Origin of the sequence: Thermocatellispora tengchongensis (assembly GCF_014202315.1) — a bacterium.
Lineage (GTDB): Bacteria > Actinomycetota > Actinomycetes > Streptosporangiales > Streptosporangiaceae > Thermocatellispora > Thermocatellispora tengchongensis.
Genome location: NZ_JACHGN010000015.1, coordinates 144,376 through 168,540, shown reverse-complemented (window position 1 = coordinate 168,540; position 24,165 = coordinate 144,376). Strand labels below are relative to the sequence as shown.

Sequence of the window (24,165 nt, the reverse complement as noted above, 5' to 3'; positions counted from 1 at the left end):
TCATGTGGGAGCGCTCCCAATTGGCACGGGACAACCTAACGACGCTCCGCATGGAAAACGCATGGAGAACGCATGCCCGCCCGGTCGAAGGCTCGGGAGCTGCGGCGATCCCGTCGAATTCGCTCCGGCCCGTGTCCGGCGGACGACGCCGGACACGGGCGCGACACCGCCGGACTCGCTTTGGATCGTGCCCGGGGGCGTCGTTGACAGCTCCAGGGCTCGCTCCTACGCTCTTGGGAGCGCTCCCAATTCACCCGTGTCCCGTAGGACGTCGCGCATGCCGTCCTCGACGCAGAGGAGCGCCCAGATGACCGCACAACCAGCACTGTCCCCGCCCGAGCGGGAAACGCTCTCGCCCCCGGCCGAGGCCGACCTCGACCTCCTGCTGCTCATCCGGCACTTCGAGCTGACCCTGCTCCGCCTGTTCGACAAGGGCCGGCTCAGCGGCACCACCCACACCTGCCTGGGGCAGGAGTACGTGCCGGTCGCCCTCAAACCGCTGCTCGATGAGGCCGACTTCGTCTTCAGCAACCACCGGGGGCACGGCCACTTCCTCGCCCGCCACGCCGAGCCGTACGGGCTCCTCGCCGAGATCATGGGCCGTCAGGGCGCGCTGTGCGCGGGCGTCGGCGGCAGTCAGCACATCTACCACCACCGGTTCCTGTCCACGGGGGTGCAGGGCGAGAGCCTGCCGGTCGCGGTCGGCACCGCGCTCACCCTCAAGGGGACCGGCGCCCTGGCCTGCGTGTACATCGGAGACGGCACCTGGGGCGAAGGAGCGGTCTACGAGGCGCTCAACATGGCGCGGCTGTGGCGGGTTCCGCTGCTGGTCGTCGTCGAGCACAACGGGATCGCCCAGTCCACCCCGGCCGCGGCGCACATGGCCGGCACGGTCGCGGGCCGCGCCGCCGCCTTCGACATCCCGCACCACCGCACGACATCCACTGACATCGGGCACATCCGCGCCGAGCTGGCCCCGCTGGTCGCCGCGGTGCGCCGGGACTCCCTGCCGCTCGTCGCCGAGTTCGCCACCCACCGGATCGGTCCGCACAGCAAGGGCGACGACACCAGGACCCCGGAGGAGATCGCCCGGGTCGCGCGGCACGACTGGTACACCCGCTACGCCCGGCTGTACCCCGAGATCTTCGAACCCTGCGACCTGAGAGCGCGCGAACTGGTCGAGCGCGTCGCCGCCGAGGTGTCCGCCCGCCCCCTGTCCGTGTGGGAGGGGCCGTGACCCGCGTCTCCGCGCACCTCAACGGCGCCCTGCACGACCTGATGGCGGCCGACCCTCGCGTGCACCTGCTGGGTGAGGACGTCCGCGACCCGTACGGTGGTGCCTTCAAGGTCACCAAGGGCCTGTACGACCGGTTCGGCGACCGGGTCCGGTCCACCCCGATCAGCGAGAACGCGATCGTCGGGGTCGGCGCCGGGCTGGCCCTGGCCGGACGCCCCGCGATCGTCGAGATCATGTTCGCCGACTTCGCCGCCCTCGCCTTCGACCAACTGGTGAACTTCGCCGCCAAGTCCACCGCCATGTACGGCAGACCGGTACCGATCCCGCTGATCGTCCGCTGCCCCTCCGGGGGCAACCGCGGCTACGGGCCCACCCACAGCCAGAGCCCGCAAAAGCACTTCATCGGCGTCCCGGGCCTGCACGTCTACGAGCTCACCCCCTTCCACGACGCCGGGGAGCTGATCGCCGGCATGTTCGCGACCGAGCGGCCCTGCCTGCTCTTCGAGGACAAGGTCCTCTACACCAGCGCGATGTACACCGGCGGCGTGGTGGACGACCTGTTCCGCTACGAGATCGTCGGCGGCGTCGCCCGGGTGTTCCACAATGACGATCCCGCGCCCGACTGCACGCTCATCGTCCCCGGCGGGATGGTCCACCGGGCACTGTCCGCCGCATGGGAGCTGATGCTGGAGCAGGAGGTGATCTGCGAGCTGCTGGTCCCCGCCCGGCTGTATCCGGTGCCCGACCTCCCCGGCCTGAACCGGGTCCGGCACGTCTGCGTCCTGGAGGACGGCACCGAGGGCGGCGCCTGGGGGGCGGAGGTCGCCCGGGTTCTCCACCCGCGGCTGTGGTCCACGCTGCGCCGCCCGATCACGCTGGCCGGTGCCGCCGCGAGCGTCATCCCGGCCGCCCCGCACCTCGAACGCGAGGTCCTGCTCCAGCCCGGCCGCATCAAGAACGTGATCATGGAGGCGATCTCGTGACCGAGATCCAGGTGCCCAAGCTCAACAACAACGACGGCGTCTACCTGCTGACCGCGTGGACGGCGAAGGACGGTGAGGCCGTACGGGCGGGCGACCCGATCGCCGAGCTGGAGACCTCCAAGGCGATCGAGGAACTCACCGCCCACGAGGACGGGGTGCTGCGGCATCTGCTGCCTGAGGGCGCCGAGTGCGCGCCGGGTCAGGTCATCGCGCGGCTGGAACGGGACGGCGAGACCGCCCCGCCCCGAACGGAACCGGCCGCGCCCGCCGAACCGGCCGCCCCCGGGCAGCCGGTCGTCACCGAGCCCGCCCGGCGGTTCATCGCCCAGCACGGCATCCCCATGGAGCGGGTCAACGCGCTCGGGGTGAAGGTGGTCCGCCGCGCCGACGTGGAGGCGCTCGCGCCCGCCGAGCCGGAGCCCATGGCGGATGCGGCGGAGGGGCCGAAGACCGGCCTCGTCGAGTCGTCGCCGATCCAGCGGCGCATCGCCGAGACCGTGGAGCGGTCCCACCGGGAGATCCCGTCCGCGTTCACCCTGATGCGCGTCGATGTGACCGAGACGCTCGTGTTCGCCCGCGAGGAGAGCAGACGGTCCCGCGTGCTGATCGGCCTGCCGGAGCTGCTGGTCAAGGCCGTCGGCGACCTGCTCGGCCGCTTCCCGGTCTTCTTCGCCACTCCGGTCGACGCCCGGCGGGTCGCCCCGGCCGACGTCGCCGACGTGGGCGTGACCATGGACGTCGGCCACGGCATGGTGGTCCCGGTGATACGGGACGCCGGAGGGCGGACGCTCGCGGAGATCGCCCGCGACCTCACCCGGTTGCGCCAGGTGGCGATGAAGGGGCGTTTCCGGGAGGAGGATCTGCGCGGCGGCGCCATCATGGTCACCCTGCACACCGAGAACGGCGTGATCATGGCCGCGCCCCTGGTCTTCCCCGGGCAGATCTGCGCGCTCGCTCTCACCGCGCCGCGTTCCGAAGTGGTTCAGACCGCCGCCGGCCACTTCACGACCCGGCAGGTCGTCTCCCTGGGCCTGTCCTACGACCACCGGTTCGTCAACGGCCGCGAGGCGGCGGAGTTCCTGGGCGCGCTGCGACCGGCCCTGGAGTCACCCGGCCGGTCCTGAACCTTTTCACCCTCATCCCGCCTGCTCAGAGGAGGGAAGCGGGCCAAGATCCGACGGGCCGGCGATGGCGGGGAACAAGGCGGTCGACACAGGTTCAGTGGAATATCCCCGGAAACAGTTACTTCATGCTGTTCACTGAAATAACGTCGCTACTCGGAATCCTTTGCACATTCAGAAATCGCCATGTAATCCGGCATGGCGGAATCGCGAAGGTGGGGGTGCGATGCGGCAGGAGGACGTGCTGGGGCGCTGGCCGCTGGTGGGCCGCGCGGTGCAGTTGGACACGTTCGACGAGGTACTCCGAGAGCCCAGGAGCACCGGCTTTCTCATCTTCGGTCCCGCCGGGGTGGGAAAGTCGCGCCTGGCCGAGGAGTGCGCGGAGCGGGCGGTGCGGCACGGCCGGCGAGTCGGACGCGCGGTGGCCACGGCCGCCGCCGCCTCGGTGCCCCTGGGAGCCATCGCGCACCTTCTCCCCGCGCAGGTCGATCTGTCCGATCCCGTCGCCGGGTTCGCCGCCGTGGCCCGGCTCCTGTCGCGGCCCGGATCGGATTCGTCCGCGACGGTGCTCCTCATCGACGACATCCATCTGCTCGACGCGACCTCGGCGGTTCTGCTGAGACAGTTGATGGACGCCGGCGTGGCCTTTCTGCTCGGCACCGTGCGCTCGGGGGGACCGCCGGACACCATCGTGACGGCGTTGTCCGGCGGTGACGCCGTCCACCAAGTGGACCTGGCCGAGTTCGAGCGCCCAGAGGTCGAAATCCTGCTGGAGCGGGTCCTCGGCGGGCCCGTCGGCAGCAGCACGGTCAGCCAGTTGTTCACCGCCAGCGGCGGCAACCCGCTCTACCTGCGTGAGCTCGTGGCCGGGGCGGTCGCATCCGGGGCCCTGGCGAGCGATGGCGAGTTATGGGAGATGACCTCGGGCCCCCTGTCGGGAACCCGGCGCCTGCGCGACCTGATCCGGTCCCGGTTGTCGGCCGCGCCGCCGTCGAGCCGGCCCGTACTCGACCTTCTGGCGCTCTGCGAGCCGCTGTCGATGGCCCGGCTCGCCCAGGAGGCCGCCCCCTCGACCCTGGACCGGCTCGAACAGGAAGGACTGATCGTCGTCGGCCGTGAGCGGCGGCGTACCGTCGTCCGGCTGGCCCATCCTCTGTACGGAGAGGTAAGGCGCGCCGACATGACCGCGGTGCGCCGCAGGGAGACGCTGCTGCGGCACATCGCCCTGCTGCGCGAGAGCGGAGCCCGCCGCCGGGAGGACGCGATACATCTGGCCACCTGCCAACTGGCCGCCACCGGAACCGCGGACACCGCGCTGCTCGCCCAGGCCGCGGCTCTCGCCACCCACGCACGCGAGTACCAGCGCGCCCTGTCCCTGCTGCAGGCCGTCCCCCAGGACCAGTACGACGTGCGGCTACGCCTGCTGCTGGGGAAGACCCTGTACGAGGCGGGGCAGTTCGCGCGGGCCGAGGCGGTGCTGTCGGAGGCCCAGGGGCTGGCCCGTGAGGAGCCGGAGGTGGTCTCCGTGGCGTTCCTGCGGATCCAGAACCTCAGCTGGGGGCTCGGCACCTCCTACCGGAATCTCCTCGACATCATCGGCGACGCCCGCCGCCATGTCACGACGCCCCTCGGACGTGACGTCCTCCAGGTCGCCGAAGCCGCGGGCTGCTTCGCGGTGGGCGAGTTCGCGCGCAGCATCGCGCTGCTCGAACCCCTGCGGCTGCGGGACGGGCAGCGGCCGGACGTGATGACGTGGCTGGTCGCCGTGACCACCATGTCGGCGGCACTGTCGTTCACGGGACGAGGCGAGGAGGCCGTGGACTGGGCCCGGCGTGCCATCGCCGTCAGCGAGGCCGTCGATGCCGAGACGTACTCCATGACCACTCACGAAGCGGCGCACGCGTCCATCCTTTCCCTGGCCCTGACCGAGAGCGGACGCCTGCGCGAAGCCCGGTCGGTGAGCAGCCTCGCCCACGATACGGTCGTGCAGGAGAACGCGGGCACCGAGCACAAGCTGCTGGCCTTCCATCTGGGACGGGCGGCGTGGCTGGCCGGTCACCCCGCACAGGCGCGCCGCTGGTACGCGGAGCTCGCCCGCGCGTCCCGCCCCCACACCGCCATCCTCCTGCCCATGGCGCTCACCGGGCTGGCGGCGTCCGCGGCCCTGCAAGGCGATCTCGAAGCGGCCGAGGCGGCGCTCGCCGAGCACGGCCGGCTGACCCGGCCCGTTCCGGTCCCCGAGGAACAACTCGGCCACGCCTGGGTGCTCGCCGCCAAGGGCGAGCTGTCCCAGGCCCGAGCCCTGCTCACCGCCGCGGCGCGGGAGGCCGGAGACCGGAGGCAGCTCTCCTTCGAGGCCATCCTGCTGACCGACGTGGCCCGGCTCGGCGGGGCGCGAGACGTGGCGGAACGCCTGGCCGAGATCGCCGAGGAGAGCGGCGGCCACTTCTACCGGGTACGCGCCCGGCTGGCCGCCGCCTTCGCCGCGCAGTCCCCGGGCGACCTGCTCTCCGTGGCGGAGGAACTGGAGACCATCGGCGCCGACCTCATGGCGGCCGAGGCCGCCGGCACCGCCGCCGCGATCCTGAGACGGACCGGCGACCCTCGCGCCGCCCAGGCCGCGGACCTCCGCGCGCGGTCCCTCGCCGCCCGCTGCGAGGGAGCGAGCACCCCCGCCCTGGCCATCGAGGCGACGACCGCGCAGCTGACCAGGAGAGAACGGGAGGTCGCGCTGCTCGCCTCCCAGGGCATGCCCAGCAAGGAGATAGCCGCGAAACTCACCGTCTCCGTCCGCACCGTCGACAATCACCTGCGGCAGGTCTACATGAAACTCGGTATCGCCACCCGCCGTGAGCTGGCCGCCCGGCTCCGCGGCTGAGCCCACGGCGAACGCGGCCGGCCGGTGGCCCGGATCACCCCGCTCCGGCCCGCCCGGCCGCGGGCATCCGCAGCACCGCCCCGGCCGGCACCGGCCTCAGCCCGGCCCCGCCCCGTGCCGGCCCGTGGCCACGCTCGGCCCGGTCGTCCGCCTGCCGGGGCGCGGGATTCACCGGCCCGGGATGCTCGGCCGGCCAGGAGGCGTAGGGCGCGCGGACGGCACGGTCGTCCCTGCGCAGTATGGACAGGTGAAGCTCGCGCAACTCGGCGGACAGGTCCAGGCCGAGCTGGTCGCCGAGCGTGGCCGTGGCGCGGTTCCACGCCGAGACCGCCCCCGCCACGTCACCTCCGAGGTAGTACGCGCGCATCAGATGCGCCCATGACGCCTCCCGGAAGGGAACGGCGGCCAGGATGTCGAGGATCTCGGGGATGAGCTCGGTCGTACGGCCGAGGCGCAGGCGGGCCTCCACCAGCCGTTCCCGCACCGTGAGATGCAACTCCTCCAATGCGGTGAACCGGGACCTCAACCGTTCGGAAGCCGTGCAGTCCTGCCCTACGGGGCCCTGCCACAAGCCGAGGGCCTCCATGAACGCGACCTCGGCCGAACCCGCGCACTGCACGCGCAGCTCGGCGAAGCCCTGCGCGGCCAGTCGCTTGAACCGGACCACGTCGACGTCGTCCGGGTCGACCAGCATGCGATAGCCCCCTCCGCCGCCCCGCAGGGTGACCAGTTTCTCGCGCAGGTCCAGGGGCGCAAGCTGGGTCCGTAACCGGGCGACGTGCAACCGCAGGTTCTTGCGAGCCGAATCCGGCGGGTGGTCCCACAAGGACCGCATCAATTGGTCCACCGGCACGAAACGCCCCTCCTCCAGGAGAAGCGCGGCGAGCAACCCCCTCACCGGGGCCGATTCGACGGCGAAGGACGTGTCGGCCATCTGGATCTCGACGCGTCCCAGCAGGCGGAAGAGCATTGCGACGGCCTTTCTCGGGTCCTTGGTGCCGGCACGGTCCGCAGAGGCGATCGGCCGGGAAGGACGCCGATCCCCTGCCCCCAGGATGGACGCGATCCCGGCCGCGGTCCTGAGTGATGATTACTCAACTTCCGGCGCCGTCATGAGCACTGTCGTGCACGGAACGTCCGTTGACATCCCCACCCCGACGGAACCGCCAACGCCTACCTGGCCCGCACCCGCCGGCGCCGACCCGCGAAGCTGCACGGCGATAAGGGCTACGACTACGCTCACCTGCGCGCGTTCCCGCGCGAGCGCGCACCCGGTGCACGGCCGATTGTCAGGTCGCGCAGGGCCACGGCGGAGACGTCCACCGCAGGCCGCTCCTTGGACAGGCCGACAGCCGGCACGCGACCGCCGATGGTCACCGTCCACGCGGCGCGCGTCGCGCGGCACCCCGGTGGGAAGCGCCCGCAGCGTTCTCGCCGGGCGTCAGCCGCGGCACCATCCGCAACGCCGTCGACGATGCGTTATCGCTGCTCAAGTAGGACGGTCACATCCCCTCACCGGCCACATGCCGCTTAAAGGAATCTCCCGGCGTCCGCGACCACGCCGGCCTTGGGCACCACCATCGCGGCGGGGGCGAGCACGTGGACCGGATGACCGTCTCCGGGACCGGCGGCGGAGCGGCTTGACGTCCAGGGGGCCGCGCTCGCCGCATGGTAGCTTCCTGGCGAGCAAGCCTTGATCCCGCGAGAGGGGGGCGCGGCCGTGCCCGACGCCGAAGACGATCGCGACCAGCAGCGCCGGGCGTCGGCGTGGGAAGTGGCCTGGCAGCTACTCGCCCCCGTGACGGATCTGGTCACCCCGATGGCGGTACGCGTCGCGGCCACGCTGGGGCTCACCGACCTGATGGCCGGCGACGCGGTGCCGGTCGAGGAACTGGCCCGCCGGTCCGGCTCCGACCCCGACGCGCTGGGCCGGCTGCTGCGTCACCTGGTCTGCCGGGGCGTCTACACCGAACGGGAGCCGGGCAGGTTCGCGGTCAACGAGCCCGCCGCGCTGCTGGCGTCCGGCCATCCGTCCGGGATGCGGACGCGGCTCGATCTGGGTGGGTTCGGCGGGCAGATGGACCTGGCGTTCACCGGTCTGCTGCACACGGTCCGCACCGGGCGACCGGCGTGGGAGACGGTCTTCGGCGCCCCGTTCTGGGAGCATCTCGCCGCGAACCCGGAGCTGAGCGCGTCGTTCGACGCGATGATGGCCACCGGAGCCGACGACGTCGCCGACGCGGCCCAGGGGTACGACTGGTCCGGTGTGCGGCACGTGATCGACGTCGGCGGCGGCACCGGCGCACTGCTCGCCGAAGTGCTGCGCGCCGAGCCGGATATCCGGGCCACGCTCGTGGATCTGCCGGACACGGTGGATCGAGGCCGGCGGTACCTGGCCGAGCGCGGACTGGACACGCGATGCGCGTTCGCCGGCCAGAGCTTCTTCGACCCGCTGCCCGCCGGCGGTGACGTGTACGTGCTCAGGCGCGTGGTGCACGACTGGGGCGACGACGACGCCCTGCGCATCCTGCGCCGGTGCGCCGACGCGGCCGGGCGGCACGGACGGGTCGTCGTGATCGAGCAACGCGGCGGTGGTTTCGCTGACGACCCGGCCATGTTCGCCGAGATGAACCTGCGCATGCTCGTGCTCAGCGGTGGCCGCGAGCGTACCGTCGAGGACTACATCGCGCTCGCCGGCGAAGCGGGGCTCGACGTCGCCCGCGTCCACGGAACCCCGCTCGGGCACGTCGTCCTCGACTGCACTCCGCGGCGCCCCTGACCGGGGATCGAGAACCGGCACCGTCGCGGCGAGCAGCGCCCCCCGCCGGTGCGATCCCCGCCGCCAGGAGCGTCCAGGCCACGTCGGACCAGGACATGCCGCGGAACCCGAAGGGGTGAGCATCCAGCTCACGAGCGCCGGCATCGCGATCGAGAAGGGGCCCGTGCCGGTGACGGCATGCCGATCGCGAGCGGCGCGATCTTCGGTGGGCGTCCCTCACGAGGGAATGGGGCAGCGCCATGCAGGCGACCACATGCTCGCTCCGCGATCCTGCGGGACATGATGGACGGCACGCCGTCCGACGACGAGGCCGCGCGCAGGCTGCTGCGGTGGGCATCAACCGCAGGTCGTCCGGCGTGTGTGATTCTGGCCGGCCCCTGGGAGCGCGCGGCGGCCTACCAGGCGCCGCTGCTGATCGGTGCCTGGACCAGCCCGACGATGTTCGTTTCCGCCTGCCGCGGAGCTCCCGCCTCCGCGCGCCCCGGGCGTCGGCGTACCACGATCGGAGTACACGGGACACCATCGGCGGCTGACGACCGGGGCGGGGTCGGCGGCGGATGCTCGGTGCATGTCAATCAGCGTGTGCGTGGCAAGCAAGAGCTACGGCGCGGTGCGCGCCGTCCAGCAGGTCTCCCTGGAGGTTCGCCGGGGCGAGACCGTGGCCCTCCTCGGGCACAACGGGGCGGGCAAGTCGACCACCATCGGCATGCTGCTCGGCCTCATCGCGCCGGACGCGGGACGGGTGCTCGTCTGCGGCCGGGAGCCGGGCGCGGCGGTCGCCGAGGGGCGGATCGCGGCCATGTTGCAGGACACCGGCATGATGCCCGCCGTCCGGGTGGGCGAGCTGGTGGAGCTGGCGGGGCGCTGCTACCCGGCGCCGCTGCCGACGGCGCGGGCACTGGACCTCGCGGGGCTCTCCCCGCTGGCCGGGCGTCGCGTGGACCGGCTCTCCGGCGGGCAGGCGCAGCGGCTGCGCTTCGCCGTGGCCATCGTGTCCGATCCCGACGTGCTCGTGCTGGACGAGCCCACCCGGGCGCTCGACGTCAAGGCGCGGGTGGAGTTCTGGCAGGCGATGCGGGCCTACGCGGCCACCGGCCGCAGCGTCCTGTTCGCCACCCACTACCTGGACGAGGTGGACGAGAACGCCGGCCGCGTCGTGGTGATGGCGGGCGGCAGGGTCGTCGCCGCCGGGACGCCCGCCGAGATCCGGCGGATGGCCGGAGGCGGCACCGTGGTCTTCACCGTGTCCGGGCCGCACGGCGACGACACCGGCCTGGCCGGCCTGCCCGGGGTCACCGGCGTGAGCGTGGACGGCGAGCGGGTGACCCTGCGCACCGCCGACTGCGACGCGACCGTGCGGGCGCTGGCCGCAGGGGCCGTGCCGGACTGGCGGGACCTTCGGGTGAGCCCCGCGAGCCTGGACGAATCCTTCCTGATGCTGACCCGGGAGGCGGAGGCATGAACACGTACCTGATCCGGCTGGAGATCGTCCGCGCCGTGCGCGACCCCCGCTACCTGGCCCTCGCCGTGGCCACTCCGATCGGCTTCTACCTGCTGTTCGCCACCCTGTTCGGGCAGGGCCCGAACGTCCCGGTGAACCTCATGGTGGCCATGGCCGCGTACGGGGCGATCTGGGCGGTGCTGTCCACGACCGGGCCGCGCATCGCGCAGGAGCGCGAGCTCGGCTGGCTCACCCAGCTTCGCGCCATGCCCGTGCCGGCCTGGCAGGTCTTCACCGCCAAGCTGCTGGCGGGCCTGGCCAGCGCGCTTCCGGCCATCCTCGCCGTCTGCCTCGTCGCCGTGCTGGTCAAGGGGGTGCGGCTCGACCCGGGCCAGTGGGCGGCGCTCGTGGGCGCGATGTGGCTGGGCACCGCGCCGTTCGCCGCCCTCGGCGTGGCCGTCGGGTACGCGGTCAACGCCGACGCGTCCTACGTGGTCTGCTACGGCCTGTACATGGTGACCTCGGCCGTGGGGGGCCTGTGGATACCGCCCGCCCAGCTCCCGGAGTCCTTCCGCGAGGTGTCGGGATGGCTGCCCTCCAACCGGCTGGCCGAGCTGGGCTGGCAGGTGGCGGGGCCGTCGCCCGCGCTGTGGCCGAGCATCGGCGTCCTGGCGGCCTGGACGGTCGGGCTCGGGGTCATCGCCCTGCTCGCCTACCGCAGGCCGCGCTTCGCGCCGCGCCCGGCCGCGGCCCGCTGACGGCGGTCCCGATGCTCCCGGATGCCGCAAGGCCCCGCGGACCATGGTCCGCGGGGCCCGTCCGCGCTTATGCTGCGCGCGTGAGGGCGTGGCGTGAGTCCTGGGCCGACGCGGCGCTGACCGTCGCCGTCGGCGCGGTCACCCTGGCCGGCCTCGCGGCCGAGCTCGTCGTCACCGCGCGCCCGCACCCGCCCGCCGTCTGGGCCTGCCTGCTCGCCCTCACCGCGACCGCCCCGCTGCTGGTACGCCGCCGGGCCCCGGTCGCGGCGGCGCTCGGCGGGCTGCTGGCCGCCTACGTCTACAACGCGGCCGGGTATCCGGGCCTGGCGCCGGCCCTTCCCCTCTTCGCGGTCTGCTACTCGATCACCGCGTACGGCCGGTCCTCCTGGTCCCTGGCGACCGGCATGGCCGTGGTCGGGGCGGCGTCGGTCATCCCCACCCTTCCGCCCGGCCCGATGGCGTGGACCTCCTTCCCGGTCCTCGGCCCCAGCGCCGCGATGGCGTGGATGGTGGTGCTGGGCGCCGCGGCGCGGTCGCGCCGGCTCGCCGCAGACGCGCGCCTGGAGCACGCCCGCACCGAGGCGGCCAGGCGCCTGGCCGCAGAGCGCATCGCCGTGGCCCGCGAGGTGCACGACGTGCTCGCCCACACCATCACCACGATCTCCATCCAGAGCGGCCTCGCGCTCGATGCCCTCGACAGCGATCCGGAGCAGGCCCGCTCCGCGATGGCCGCCGTGCGGGCTGCGGCCAAGCAGGCCAGGCCGCAGGTGCGCGCGGCCCTGGAGCTGCTGCGCGGCGACGTCCCCGGCGCCCCCGACGATCCGCTGGCCGCCCCGCCCGTCCCCGCGGGCCGCCCGGTCGCCGCGCTGGACCCGCAGCCCGGGTTCGGGCAGCTCGCCCGGCTGGCCGGGCAGGCGCGCGAGGCCGGTCTGCGCGTCCACCTGACCGCCCCGCCCGACGCGGCGGAGGTGCCGCCGCTGCTGCAGCTCACCGCGTACCGCATCGTGCAGGAGGCCCTGACCAACGTGCTCAAGCACTCCGGCGCCCGGCAGGCGTGGGTGGACGTCCGCGTCGCGGGCGGTGGGGTGGTCGTGGACGTCACCGACGACGGCGGCGCCGGGCACGACGGCGAGCCGGACCCCCACCCGGCCGGGTTCGGGCTGCGGGGGATGCGCGAGCGGGCCGCGAGCGTGGGCGGCACGCTCACCGCGGGCCCCCGCCCCGGCGCCGGTTTCCACGTTCGCGCAGAGCTGCCGATGGAGGACGGGTGGTGATCCGGGTTGTGGTGGCCGACGACCAGGCGCTGGTGCGCGAGGGGTTCCGGGCGATGCTCGACCGGGCCGACGACATCGAGGTGGTGGGCGAGGCCGCCGACGGCGAGGAGGCCGTGTCGCTGATCCGCCGCACCCGGCCCGACGTGGCGCTGCTGGACGTGCGGATGCCGCGCCTGGACGGCCTCGCCGCCACCGAGCGCGTCTGCGGCGACCCCGGGCTGAGCGGCACCAAGGTCGTGATCATCACGACCTACGAGCTCGACGACTACATCTACGCGGCGCTGCGCGCGGGGGCCAGCGGGTTCCTGCTGAAGGACCTCGACCCCGACGACCTGCGCCGGGCCATCCGCACCGCCGCCGCGGGCGAGGCGCTGCTCGCCCCACGCGTGACCCGGCGCCTCATCGCCCAGTTCGCCGCCCGGCCGCCCCGCCCCGCCGGGCATCGGGCCAGGCTGGACACGCTGACCGAGCGGGAGCGCGAGGTGGTCGCGCTGGTGGGGACGGGGCTGACGAACACCGAGATCGCGCGCAGGCTGTTCATCAGCCCCGCGACGGCCAAGACCCATGTGGCGCGGGCGATGACCAAACTCGGGGCCCGCGACCGGGCGCAGCTCGTGGTCTTCGCCTACGAGTCGGGCCTGGTCACCGCGCCCGGCCCGTAAACGGATCGCCGAAGGGCTGGATCGTGCGCGAGGGCACGCGGCGGCGCGGCAAGGCGCTGGTCAGGGACGCGAGCGCCAAGACGAGCAGTGCGGCGAGCACGGGGCGGCCCAGGCCGCCGCTCGGCGAGCCGGTGTCGCCGAGGTACGGCGCGGCGAGCATCGCGGCCGCGATCGTCACGGAGGCGGCCGCGCCCACCAGGGTGGTACGACGGCCTCCTGACAGGGAGACGATGGTGCCGGGCAGGCGCTGGAGGCGGTGCGCGGCGAGGAGCGCGCGCACGCACCCCAGGGTGAACCACAGGCGAGCCCGTCGCCCCGTGACCCGGGGCAGTTCCGCGGCCATCGCCTCGCCCCAGTGGCGTCGTTCCTCCGGCAGGGTGCTCGCCGCGGCGCGGATGAGCCGGGCGAGGTCCTCGCCGGTGATGCCGCCGGCTCTGCGCCATACCAGCGACAGCGCGATCACCCAGGGGACGGCGATGATCCCGAGCGGTACGGCGTAGCCGATGAGGCGCTCGGTGTGGTCCAGCGTCAGGCTCCTTCCAGGCGTAGCCGTGCCCTTGCCGGGCGGTACGACCTCTTGGCCATCGACGAGCTCGGTCGTCTCGTGGACCCGCATCACGGGCAGGCCCTCCGGCACTGGCGGAGGTAGTCCCCGTGCCCCCCGCCTCCGGTCGCCCTCTCCGCCGGCCCCGACGACCACCCGCCGGGGTCCTCGTGGTCCTCCGCTACCGCAACGCCTGACGCTCCGGCTGTCGATGTAAAAAATTCTGGACATAAGGTCAAAGAGTCATTACATTGAACGGTGTCAAAGATTCTGTACATCGGACCTGCCGGGAGAGAGCATGACCACCACGGAGACACCGCATCGGCCCATACACGGGGCCGCCCTGGTCGCAGGGCTCGCCCTCTTGGGCATGGCCGTCCTGGCGGGCCTGGCCAACTTCGGCGTCGTGGAGAACCTCGTCACCGCGGGCGACGCGGAGCAGACGGCACGCGACATCCGAGCCTCGGAGGGGCTGTTCCGCCTCGGCGTGGCCGGCCTCCTCCTGGTCGCCATCCTGGATGTGGTCGCGGCCTGGGCCCTCATGGTCTTCTTCCGGCCCGCGCACGAGGGTCTCGCCACGCTCACGGCGTGGCTCCGCGCGGTGTACGCGGCCGTGTTCGCCGTCGCGATCGCCCAGCTCGCCGGGGTGCCGGCCCTTCTCGGCGCCGCCGGGCACCCCCAGGCGCCCGCCGAGGCGCTGCTGAAGATCACCGCCTTCCATGACATCTGGGACGCCGGGCTCACCCTCTTCGGCCTCCACCTGGCGCTGCTGGGATACCTCGCCTATATCTCGGGCTACGTGCCCAGGCTCCTGGGCGTCCTCGTCGCCTTCGCCGGGCTCGGGTATCTCGTGGACAGCCTCGGCACGTTCCTCGTGCCGGGCTACGCGCTCGAAGCGGCCGTGTTCACCTTCGTGGGCGAGGTCGCCCTCATGGTCTGGCTTCTGGCCAAGGGCCGTCGCGTCGCCGTGACCGGCCCCGCTCCCGCCGGCACGGCCCACCGGCATCGCTGACAGCGTCCGGCGGGCGGTCCTGCTGGGGCCCAGAGGCCCGGCCCCGGATCGACCACGGCGATCCGCCCGTACGTGGGATACGCGCGGATCGCCGTACGGCTCGCCCGGGACGGCCGTGCCCTACGGCAATGAACCGTGAGTTCAGACGATCAGTCGTAGCGGTTTCTCGATGCTTTCGCGCAGGGCGGCGAACCACCGTGCGGCCAGTACGCCGTCCACGGGGCGGTGGTCTACGGAGAGGGTCAGCGTCATCACATCCGCCGCCTCCAGGCTGCCGTCCTGTGTGACGACCGGTATCCGTGTGGCCGTGCCGACGGCGAGGATGGCGGCCTGCGGCGGGTTGATGATCGCGGTGAACTCTTCGACGGCGTACATGCCGAGGTTGCTGATGGTGATCGAGCCTCCCTCCAGGTCGCCTTGGCGCAAAGTGCCGTTGCGGGCCTGATCGGTGAAGGTGCGGACCTGGGCGGACACGGCCGACAGGGACAGCGTCTCGACACTGCGCAGCACGGGTGTGACCAGCCCGGTGTCGGTGGCGATGGCGACCGATACGTCCACGGTGTGGAAGCGGTGCACCGCGTCGGCCGTCCAGACCACGTTCATCTCGGGCACTGTGACGTGTGCCATGGCGATGGCCTTGATGAGCAGGTCGTTGACAGAGATCTTCGCCCGGCCGTCCGCGTTGATCCGCTGGCGGAGGGCGAGAAGTTCACCGACGCGGACCTGTCCTTTGAGGTAGAAGTGAGGGGCGTTCTGCTTGCTCTGCGCCAGTCTGCCGGCGATGGTGCGGCGTATCCGCGAGTGCGGGATCACCTCGTACGCCGTGCCGGCTTCGGAAGCGGCCGGACGGGGCGCGGCCGTGGAGCGGGGGGCCACAGGCTGAGCTGGAGCCGGGGCCGGCGGGGCGGTGGTGGGCTGAGTCGTCCGGGCGGCGATCGCGGCGTTGACGTCGTCGCGCACGATCCGCCCTCCTGGCCCGGTTCCGGTGATGGTGGCGATGTCGATACCCGCGTCGCGGGCCAGGCGGCGCGCCAATGGGCTGGAGAGGATCCGGCCCGCGGTGGCGGTCTCGGTGGTCCGCTCCGTCCCGGGAACCTCCGGCCGGACGGGGGCCCTGGCCTTCGCCGGTTCGGTGACGCCGAGTTCGGCGAGAAGGCCGGCGATGTCGCCCACATCCTCGCCCGGCGCGGCGATGACCGCGACCGGGCTGCCCACTTCGACCTCGGTGCCGCTGGGGACCAGTGCCTTGATGAGGGTTCCGTCCGTGTGGGCTTCGACGTCCACCTCGGCCTTGTCGGTCTCGACGGTCATGATCGCGTCGCCGGCGTGGAACGAGGCGCCCTCGGGTACGGGCCAGTCGGACAGGACCGCTGCGGTCGAACCCGCCGCGACCTCGGGCATGCGGACCAGCTCGGCCATGGTTTCCTCCGTGGTGCGTTGATGTCGGCGGTTCAGCGACCGGTGATCTTCTTGAGCTCTGCGATGACCTCGTCGGTCTGGGCGATGGCGGCCCGCTCCAGGACCTTGCTGATGCTGGGGGAGGCCTCGCCTCCGGTGACGCGCTGGACGGGCTGGTCGAGCCAGTCGAAGAAGCGGCGTTGGATCTCGTCGGCCAGCCAGCCGCCGTAGGAGGTGCCGAGTGCGCCCTGCTCGGCGATCAGGACGTTGTTGGTCTTGCGGATGCTCGTGCCGATGGTGTCCCAGTCGATGCTCGCCCGGTCCAGCCAGCGCAGATCGATGACCTCGGCGTCGATGCCGGTGTGTGCCACGGCCTCCAGGACATGGTTCGTCATGGCGAGGTAGGTCAGCACGGTGAGACCGGAACCCGTCCGCCTGACGGCGGCCTTTCCCACGGGCAGGCAGAAGTCCATGTCGTGGGCCGGGACCTGTCCCGTGGTCGGGTAGAGGTCCACATGCTCCAGGACGACGACGGGGTCGTTGCAGCGTAGTGCGCTGTTCATCAGGCCGATGTAGTCGAAGGGCGTGGAGGGTGCGGCGATGCGCCAGCCGGGGGCGGTGGCGAAGATTCCGGCCGGGTCCATGGAGTGCTGGGAGCCGTATCCGGTGCCCATGGCGACCTTGGTCCGCAGGACGAGCGGGACGTCGCCGCTGCCGCCGAACATGTGCCGGGCCTTGCCGATCTGGTTGAACAACTGGTCGGCGGCGACCCACATGAAGTCGGCGTACATGAACTCCACCACCGGCCGGTAACGCCCCTCGATCGCGATGCCGCCGGCCAGGCCGGCGAAGGCGTTCTCACTGATGGGCGTGCCGAGTACGCGATCGGGGAACGCCTCGGCCAGGCCGCGGGTGGCGCCGTTCGTGCCGCCCTTGAGACGGTGAACGTCCTCTCCAAGGACGACGATCCGCTCGTCCTCGGCCATGCGCCGGCCCATGACCTCGGCCACCACGTCGATGAAGGTGCGCTCCTCCAGTTCCCCTGGGAAGGAGGTGAGCTCGGCGGTCCGTACCCCGTCGAACTCGCTGAGGTCTCCGCGGACACCCACGTCCCGGAAATCCGGGTCCGGCCACAGGTGCTGCTTGATCCGCCGCTGGCCGGGCTTTCCTGCGGGCACGGGCTCAAGGAGTTCGCTTGCGATGGCGTCCATCTCGGCCTTGGCGCCTTGCGTGCACCGGGTCACCTCCGCCTCGGCGAGGATGCCGCGGCGCAGCAGATGGGATGTGATGAGCGCCATCGGGTCCCGCTCCCGCCACTTCTTCTCCTCTTCCTTGCTGCGATAGCCGAACGCGCTCCCGGGGAAAGGGCCGTTCTGGTGGAAGTAGCGGTAGACGTCGGCCTCCACGACTGTGGGCCCCCCGCCCGAGCGCATGTGGGCGACGGCTTCGCCGGTCGCCAGATACACGGCGAGGGGATCCATGCCATCGACGCGCCAACTGGGGATGTTGAAGCCGGGCCCGCGTGCGGACAGCCGCGGTTCGGCGGTGACCTCGTTGACGTGTGTGGAGACCGCGTACTGGTTGTTCTCGATGAAGAAGCACAGCGGGAGCCGCCACGCACCGGCGAGGTTGAGGGTCTCCAGGACGGAGCCGATGTTGACCGCGCCGTCGCCGAAGTAGGTGACGGAGACCGCGTCCGTGCCGGCGTGCCGGGCCGACCAGGCGAATCCGGCGGCCTGGGGGACGCCGCCGCCCACGATGGCGTTGGTCCCCATGGCGCCGGCCTCGCGCCATTGCAGATGCATGGATCCACCGCGCCCACGGCAGAACCCGTCGGCGAGGCCGCAGATTTCCGACAGGCTGCGGGAGAGCACCGTGCGCACCGCGTCGGGCAGAGGGGCCCTCGGGTCGATGCCGCCGGGTGCCACGTAGCCGAGTGCCTTGGCGAGGAACTGGTGGTGCCCGCGGTGTGAGCCGTTGATGTAGTCGCGGGCGGTGAGTCTGAGCACCGAGCCGACGGCGCCGCCTTCCTGGCCGATGCTGGAGTGGGCGGGGCCGTGCACCAGTCCTTGGGAGGCGAGGGACAGGACGCATTCCTCGAAGGTTCTGATGAGGAGCGTCTGGGTGAACATCGCGACGAGCAGTGCCGGGTCGGCGGCGTCCCAGTCCTTCTTCGTCGTGATGACCTCGACCCAGGGCGCGGTCGGGCTGAGTCTTCTATGTGTGGGCACGGATGTCTCCATGAGGTGAGCACGCGGCTGGGCCGTTGAACGCCCAGCTCTTGCGGTTGTCCCACAGTCCCCTCGAATGGATCCACATACAAGAGTACGTTATAAAACTGTTATCAAGCTCGTGTGATGCCAGGCGTTGACGGGCGGCGTTGAGAGCGCGAAGGTCTACATCTAAGAAAGATGGATCCAATGGAGGATGGTCATCGTGAAGACACCGAGTGGCCCCAGTGACCTCAAGGAGTTCGAGCAGGAGTCCTGGTGGGAGGCGGTCCAGACCGAACTCAACGGGGACTCCGAGTGGGCGGACGCGGCCAGATACTTCCCCGCCCGCATCGAGTTCCGCAGTGACCACGCCTCCTGGACGGTCGACACGCGGGACGGGCGCGTCGTCTCCGTACGGCAGGGGTCTCACCCGCAGGGGGCCGACATCACCATCGTCGCCCCGGATGCGGAGTGGCGCCGCGTGATCGACGGTCAGGTCGACTGGTTCCAGGGCACCTCGCCGGGACTGGGCCACATCACCGTGGAGGGCGACGTGATCGCCGCCATGCGCAACGTCAAGGCCATGTGGCGTCTGCTCGGCGCGCTGTCCACGGCCGGCAGGCCCGCGGCCGAGCCCGGGCCCTACTCTCCCGACCCCGAGACCGACCGCCACACCGCCATCAGCGGACGCTACGTGACGGTCAACGGCCTGCGTACGTACTACGAGGAGGCCGGCGACGGCATCCCGATCGTCTGCATCCACGCGGCGGGCCAGGACACCCTGATGTACCGCCACGTCGTGGAGGGACTGTCCGACGAGTTCCGCGTCATCTCCATCGACGCCCCCGGCCACGGCAAGACCCTCGAACCGGCCGGTGGCGCCTTCCGCGACATCAGCGACCACGCCGACTTCAACGAGGCGTTCATCGAAGCGCTCGGCCTGGAGAACCCGGTCATCGTGGGGTGCTCGATGGGCGGCAACATGGTCCTCGAACTGGCCTCCCGGCGGCCGGGCTTCTACCGCGCCGTCATCTCGGCCGAGGGCTCCGACTACACCCCGACCGTCAGCGACACGCTGCTGGAGATGCTGCTCCTGAACGGGCCGCAGATCCTGGAAGGCTGGTCCCGCTCCATGACCGGTCACCGCACCCCGCCCGACCGCGCCCGCGAGGTGGTGTGGCAGCTTCGCAGGGTGTGCCCCGAGGTGATCGCCGCGGATCTCACCGGCTACGCCGGCTTCGACCGCCGCGGTCACGTCGGCCGGATCGAGAGCCCGGTGCTGCTGCTGCGCGGCGACGCGGACTGGCTGGTCCCGCAGGAGATGGTCGAGCAGGTCTCCAGCCGCATCCCCGGCAGCCGGATCGCGGTCCTCGAGGGAACCGGCCACTACCCGATGATCGAGAACCCGGTCGAGTTCAACCAGACGGTGCGCGACTTCGTGCGGGAGACCCTGTGACGACCGGTCTCCCGGCCGGCGTCCCGGGTTCCGCCGTGCTGCCGGCGCCCCTCGCGGGGCTGCCGGTGGCCCAGGTCGGCATCCTCGTGCCCGACCTGGCGGCAGGCATCGCCACCTGGTCGGCCCTGCTGGGCGGGGACGACTGGCTCATCTACACCTACGGGCCCGACACCGTCCCCCAGTTGGCCTACCGGGGCGAGCCGGGGACGTTCCGGATGCGGGTCGCTCTCATCGGAAACGCCCCGCAGATCGAACTGATCGAGTCGCTTGAGGGGCCGAGCATCTACACGGAGTGGATCGCCGAGCATGGCTACGGCCTTCACCACCTGGGCTTCCGGGTGCCGTCCGTGGCGGAGGCGATCCGCGAGGTGACGGCGAGCGGTGTCGGTCTGCTGCAGTCCGGCAGCGGATACGGACAGGGCGGCGACGGGGGGTTCGCCTACTTCGACACCCAGGACACCGTCGGTCTGATCGTCGAGGCCATCGAGGTCCCCGCGCGCCGCAGACCGTCCGAGCCGCTGCCCCGGGGGCGGCGGTGAGTCCCGCCGGCGCCCGCGGTCTGCCGGGACTGGCCGGGGTCGAACACGTCGGTTTCACCGTGCCCGACCTGGACGCGGCGGTGGCGTACGTGCGGGCGTACGACGTGACGGTCCTGGGCGAGCCGACCGCCGGCACCGGCCCGAGCGAGGGGCAGCGCTGGGTGTACTTCCTCGCCCCCTGGGGCATGCAGTTCGAGCTCGTCTCCTTCCCCCACGGCAAGGCCTACGAGAAGGCGACTGCTCGCGATGGGGGCCGGGGACCGAAGTTATGGCAACCTGTGATTCCAGAGCACCCGCCACGTTAGGGAGACCATGCCGCCAGGCTCGGACGGACGATCCTCTGTCGCCAGCCAGAGGATCGCCGACACACTGCGCAAGCGGATCCTCTCCGGGGATCTCGCCCCGGGCGCGAGAATCATGCAGGAGGACGTCGCCGCGTCTCTCGGCTCCAGCCGGCTGCCGGTCCGTGAGGCCCTGCGGATTCTGGAGGCCGAAGGCCTGGTCGTGCTCAAGCCGAACAGCGGGGCGTGGGTCTCCAAGATGGACCTGGTCGAGTGCCAGGCGATCTACAAGCTGAGAGAGCGGGTGGAGCCCCTCGCCCTGAGCGAGTCGATGCCGAATCTCACGTCCGACGACATCGCACGGCTGGACGAGATCCAGCAGGAGATCGAGACCAACCGTGATGTGGACCGTTTCCTCAGCCTCGACAGAGAATTCCATCTGATCACTTACTCGGGCTGCGGCATCGATCAGCTTCTCGCGATGGTCCGTCGCTTCTGGAACACCACTCAGCATTACCGGCGGGCCTACGCCAACCTCATTGACCCGACCGGGCATGAACTGATCAACTTCGAGCACCGGCTGATCATAGAGGCGATCAAACGGGGCGATTCCACCGACGCCGAGCGCTTCCTGGCCGGGCACATCCGCCGGACCCGGCTCGCGCTGTCGCGGCACCCCGAACTGTTCACCCAGTGAACGTGCCGCTCGGCCGGCGTATCCCGTTCGCTTCCAGGCGGGCCACACCAGGGGCGGAGCACCCCTTCAGTGTGCCGCCATTTATGGATCCAAAAACTCAACGAGTTTATCTCATCGCAATATAATTCATCGCTGCTACGCCATTGACGTGGCTAGATCCCGGAGAGAACATCGGATCCATCAATGAGTCCTCACCGATGGATCCATTGATCGTGATCTAGATATCCCAAGGATCTTCTCCGCCAGGGTGGTCGCCCCCGGCCCATCCAAGCCGCCGGCGACGACAGCGCGCCCCCGCCCGCGCCTCACCCCGACTCGTACCAGCAGGCCGCAGAGTCCCGTCCCTGCACTCGCGCAGCCGACTCCGCCCCTTCACGAAGACGAAGGAGTGCGCCCGTGAAACGCCGCACAACTTTCATCCGTACCCTCGCCGCCCTGAGCGCACTGGCCCCCGTCCTCGCCGCCTGCAGCGCCGGAACGACCGACGCCGGTGGAGAAGGCGGCAGAACCGTGGGACTGATCCGTTTCTCCGGATCGGACGTCTACGCCAACAGCGCCCTCGACGCCATCGCCGCCTATGGGAAGAGCAAGGGCTGGACGATCACGGAGGTGGACGCCAACGGCAGTGTCGACTCCGCCAACACGGCGTTGACCAACCTGGCCACCAAGGGTGTGGACGCGATCGCCACCTCCGTCTTCCCCACCGATGCGCTGGCCACGGGAGTCGCCTCGGCGCAGGCCGCGGGAATCCCCGTGGCCAACTGGGGAGGCGGCCTCGGGCCGGGCGTCCCCATCGCGGCGGACGTGGCGATCGGTGCGCCGATGGCCGAGCGGGTGGTGAACGACCTGGGGGGCGAGGGAGCGTTGCTGGCCCTCGGGTATCGCCCGGGACTGCCTTGCCAGCGCCGCGAGAAGGCGCTTGAGGAGGCCGTGGCGAAGACGGGCATCCAGATGGACGCCCAGCAGATCACCATCCCCGGGCAGGTGGAGTCGGCGTACAAGGCGACGCAGGCGTGGGCGCAGGCCCGCCCCCGGGGCGGCAGGCTCGCCGTGTGGTCCTGTTTCGACGACCCGGCCACCGGCGCCGTCGCGGCCCTGCAGCAGCTCGGCCGCACCGATGTCCGCACCTACGGCCTCAACGGCACCGCCGAGGCGCTTGCCCTGGTCAAGGCGGGGAAGCTGACCGCGACCCAGTGGATCGACGGACCGTCCCAGGGACGGGAGATCGCCCGGTTGCTGGAGAAGTACTGGGCGGCTCCCAAGGACTTCAAGCCGGTCGAGATCGACGGCGACTACAAAATCATCGACAAGACCAACGTCGACGGCTTCCTGGCGGACCATCCCGAGCTGAGCAAGTCGTCATGACGACGGCTACGACGGCGCCCGGCCAGGCAGCCCCCTTGGTCCGGGTACGGGGACTGACGAAGAGCTACGGAGCCATCCGCGCGCTACGCGGCGTCGACGTCTCCTTCCGGCGCGGCGAGATTCACGGGCTCGTCGGAGCGAACGGTGCCGGCAAGTCCACGCTGATCCGCTGCCTGGCCGGTCTGGAGCGGCCCGACGCTGGTGACATCCTGGTCGACGGCGAGATCGCCCACGTGCACGGTCCCGACGACGCGGCCCGCCTCGGACTCGCGTTCATCCACCAGGAGCTGAACCTGGTGAGCTCCTTCACCGGAGCGCAGAACATCATGCTGGGCAGCCACCGCGGCTCGATGGTGACACCGCGCCGGTTCAGCGGCGTGCCTCGCGCGGTGCTCGACGCCGCCCGCCGAGTCGGGATCGACTTCCCGCTCGACATCCCCGTCTCCGAACTGACCGTCCATCAGCAATGGCTCGTCACCATCGCGCGAGCGCTGGTCGAGGACCGTGCCCTCATCGCCATGGACGAGCCGACCGCGTCCCTGGACGCCCAGGAGGCGGCCACGCTGCTGAAGGTGGCGCGCGAGCTGGCCGCCTCGGGCGTGGCCGTGGTGTTCATCAGTCATCGGCTCGACGAGGTGACGGCCGTCTGTGACCGGGTCACCGCCTTCAAGGACGGATCGATATCCCTGGCGCTGCCCCGAGCGGAGATCACCCGAGAAGCCGTCGTGCGCGCCATCGTGGGCCACGACGTCACGCCAGGCGCCGGGGCCACGGCCTTCGAAGTGACCGAGCACCCCCGCGTCGTGTTGCGTCTGCAGGACGTGGGACGCGGGCGGAGCGTGCGCGAGGTATCCCTCACGCTTCACGAGGGCGAGGTGGTCGGCATCGCCGGCCTGGTCGGCTCCGGGCGTACGGAGCTGGCGCGGCTGATCTTCGGTGCCGATCGCCCCGACAGGGGGACGATGCTCCTGGACGGCAAGCCGTACCGGCCCCGCTCCATTCCGCATGCCATCGCCCGGGGCGTCGCCTACGTTCCCGAGGAGCGGCGCTCCGAGGCGTTGTTCCTCACGCATTCAGTGGAGGACAACCTCCACATCACGGTGTGGGATCGGTGGCGGATGAGCAAGTTGCTGCCGCTCATCCGGCCCCGTGCGTCCCGCGCCGCGGCGAACCACACCTGCCGCACTCTCGGGATCAAGACGGCCGATGCCCGCCGGCCGGTCATGAGCCTCAGCGGCGGAAACCAGCAGAAGGTCGTCATGGGCCGCTGGCTGGCCACCAATCCGAAGATCCTGATCCTGGACGAGCCGACTCGCGGCGTGGACGTGGGCGCGCGCGCCGACATCTACGACCGGATCCGCGAGGCCAACCGGTCCGGATCCGCCGTTCTCGTCATCTCCTCGGAGTTCGAGGAGCTTCTTGAGTGCAACCGTGTGCTCGTCATGGCCGAAGGCCGCATCGTCGGCGAGCTGACAGGCGGCGAGATCACCGTCCCCAACATGCTGCATCTCTGCTACGCGTGATCGA

The 24,165-nt window shown here is 71.4% G+C and carries 20 protein-coding genes; 16 read left to right on the top strand and 4 right to left on the bottom strand.

Annotated elements, in window-relative coordinates; genetic code table 11:
- Window positions 1-307: 307 nt before the first annotated feature.
- The 4 genes from HNP84_RS31680 to HNP84_RS31665 all read left to right on the top strand — a co-directional run bounded on the left by HNP84_RS31680 (window position 308) and on the right by HNP84_RS31665 (window position 6,219).
- Window positions 308-1,237 (top strand): thiamine pyrophosphate-dependent dehydrogenase E1 component subunit alpha, encoded by a 930-nt coding sequence (locus tag HNP84_RS31680; RefSeq protein WP_185053613.1) that lies wholly within the window; start codon window positions 308-310, stop codon window positions 1,235-1,237.
- Window positions 1,234-2,220: an alpha-ketoacid dehydrogenase subunit beta gene (locus HNP84_RS31675; protein WP_185053612.1), complete on the top strand. Its 987-nt coding sequence runs from the start codon at window positions 1,234-1,236 to the stop codon at window positions 2,218-2,220. Before HNP84_RS31680 ends, HNP84_RS31675 begins: the two co-directional genes overlap by 4 nt.
- Window positions 2,217-3,344, top strand: a complete 1,128-nt coding sequence (locus HNP84_RS56330; RefSeq protein ID WP_185053611.1) for a 2-oxo acid dehydrogenase subunit E2 — start codon at window positions 2,217-2,219, stop codon at window positions 3,342-3,344. The genes HNP84_RS31675 and HNP84_RS56330 overlap by 4 nt, the downstream gene beginning before the upstream one ends.
- 223 nt (window positions 3,345-3,567) lie before the next feature.
- Complete coding sequence (locus HNP84_RS31665) at window positions 3,568-6,219, top strand: LuxR C-terminal-related transcriptional regulator (protein WP_185053610.1); 2,652 nt, start codon at window positions 3,568-3,570, stop codon at window positions 6,217-6,219.
- A gap of 34 nt (window positions 6,220-6,253) precedes the next feature.
- Here the strand turns inward: HNP84_RS31665 and HNP84_RS31660 are convergent, their stop codons facing one another.
- Window positions 6,254-7,189 (bottom strand): AfsR/SARP family transcriptional regulator, encoded by a 936-nt coding sequence (locus HNP84_RS31660; protein WP_185053609.1) that lies wholly within the window; start codon window positions 7,187-7,189, stop codon window positions 6,254-6,256.
- Window positions 7,190-7,939: 750 nt separating this feature from the next.
- Between HNP84_RS31660 and HNP84_RS31655 the strand changes: the two genes are divergently transcribed.
- From HNP84_RS31655 to HNP84_RS31635, 5 genes are all read left to right on the top strand, one after another.
- Window positions 7,940-8,998 carry a methyltransferase gene (locus HNP84_RS31655; protein ID WP_185053608.1) on the top strand — a complete coding sequence of 353 codons (1,059 nt, stop codon included), beginning with the start codon at window positions 7,940-7,942 and terminating at the stop codon, window positions 8,996-8,998.
- Window positions 8,999-9,566: 568 nt separating this feature from the next.
- On the top strand, window positions 9,567-10,460 hold the full coding sequence (locus HNP84_RS31650; RefSeq protein ID WP_185053607.1) for an ABC transporter ATP-binding protein: 894 nt from the start codon (window positions 9,567-9,569) through the stop codon (window positions 10,458-10,460).
- Window positions 10,457-11,197, top strand: a complete 741-nt coding sequence (locus tag HNP84_RS31645) for an ABC transporter permease (RefSeq protein WP_185053606.1) — start codon at window positions 10,457-10,459, stop codon at window positions 11,195-11,197. Before HNP84_RS31650 ends, HNP84_RS31645 begins: the two co-directional genes overlap by 4 nt.
- 80 nt (window positions 11,198-11,277) lie before the next feature.
- Window positions 11,278-12,471 carry a sensor histidine kinase gene (locus HNP84_RS56325; RefSeq protein ID WP_185053605.1) on the top strand — a complete coding sequence of 398 codons (1,194 nt, stop codon included), beginning with the start codon at window positions 11,278-11,280 and terminating at the stop codon, window positions 12,469-12,471.
- Window positions 12,468-13,133: a response regulator transcription factor gene (locus HNP84_RS31635; RefSeq protein WP_185053750.1), complete on the top strand. Its 666-nt coding sequence runs from the start codon at window positions 12,468-12,470 to the stop codon at window positions 13,131-13,133. The genes HNP84_RS56325 and HNP84_RS31635 overlap by 4 nt, the downstream gene beginning before the upstream one ends.
- On the opposite strand, the gene HNP84_RS31630 is transcribed toward HNP84_RS31635, so the two are convergent.
- Complete coding sequence (locus HNP84_RS31630) at window positions 13,114-13,749, bottom strand: hypothetical protein (RefSeq protein WP_221336991.1); 636 nt, start codon at window positions 13,747-13,749, stop codon at window positions 13,114-13,116. The two genes, HNP84_RS31635 and HNP84_RS31630, sit on opposite strands and share 20 nt — an antisense overlap.
- A 226-nt stretch (window positions 13,750-13,975) precedes the next feature.
- Here HNP84_RS31630 and HNP84_RS31625 point away from each other — a divergent pair, with 226 nt between their 5' ends.
- Window positions 13,976-14,689, top strand: a complete 714-nt coding sequence (locus HNP84_RS31625; protein WP_185053603.1) for a DUF4386 domain-containing protein — start codon at window positions 13,976-13,978, stop codon at window positions 14,687-14,689.
- 141 nt (window positions 14,690-14,830) lie between these two features.
- Here HNP84_RS31625 and HNP84_RS31620 read toward each other — a convergent pair whose 3' ends face one another.
- Window positions 14,831-16,108, bottom strand: a complete 1,278-nt coding sequence (locus HNP84_RS31620) for a 2-oxo acid dehydrogenase subunit E2 (RefSeq protein WP_185053602.1) — start codon at window positions 16,106-16,108, stop codon at window positions 14,831-14,833.
- Window positions 16,109-16,140: 32 nt separating this feature from the next.
- Window positions 16,141-18,318, bottom strand: a complete 2,178-nt coding sequence (locus HNP84_RS31615; protein WP_185053601.1) for an alpha-ketoacid dehydrogenase subunit alpha/beta — start codon at window positions 18,316-18,318, stop codon at window positions 16,141-16,143.
- Between the two features lie 205 nt (window positions 18,319-18,523).
- Between HNP84_RS31615 and HNP84_RS31610 the strand changes: the two genes are divergently transcribed.
- The 6 genes from HNP84_RS31610 (at window position 18,524) to HNP84_RS31585 (ending at window position 24,161) form a co-directional block, all read left to right on the top strand.
- On the top strand, window positions 18,524-19,756 hold the full coding sequence (locus tag HNP84_RS31610; RefSeq protein ID WP_221336990.1) for an alpha/beta fold hydrolase: 1,233 nt from the start codon (window positions 18,524-18,526) through the stop codon (window positions 19,754-19,756).
- Window positions 19,753-20,295 carry a VOC family protein gene (locus HNP84_RS31605; RefSeq protein ID WP_185053600.1) on the top strand — a complete coding sequence of 181 codons (543 nt, stop codon included), beginning with the start codon at window positions 19,753-19,755 and terminating at the stop codon, window positions 20,293-20,295. Before HNP84_RS31610 ends, HNP84_RS31605 begins: the two co-directional genes overlap by 4 nt.
- Window positions 20,292-20,600, top strand: a complete 309-nt coding sequence (locus HNP84_RS51425) for a VOC family protein (protein WP_221336989.1) — start codon at window positions 20,292-20,294, stop codon at window positions 20,598-20,600. The genes HNP84_RS31605 and HNP84_RS51425 overlap by 4 nt, the downstream gene beginning before the upstream one ends.
- Before the next feature lie 7 nt (window positions 20,601-20,607).
- Complete coding sequence (locus HNP84_RS31595) at window positions 20,608-21,273, top strand: GntR family transcriptional regulator (protein WP_185053599.1); 666 nt, start codon at window positions 20,608-20,610, stop codon at window positions 21,271-21,273.
- A 510-nt stretch (window positions 21,274-21,783) separates the two neighbouring features.
- A complete protein-coding gene (locus HNP84_RS31590; RefSeq protein ID WP_185053598.1) occupies window positions 21,784-22,638 on the top strand; it encodes a sugar ABC transporter substrate-binding protein in 855 nt (284 codons plus the stop codon).
- On the top strand, window positions 22,635-24,161 hold the full coding sequence (locus tag HNP84_RS31585; protein ID WP_185053597.1) for a sugar ABC transporter ATP-binding protein: 1,527 nt from the start codon (window positions 22,635-22,637) through the stop codon (window positions 24,159-24,161). The genes HNP84_RS31590 and HNP84_RS31585 overlap by 4 nt, the downstream gene beginning before the upstream one ends.
- Window positions 24,162-24,165 lie beyond the last annotated feature (4 nt).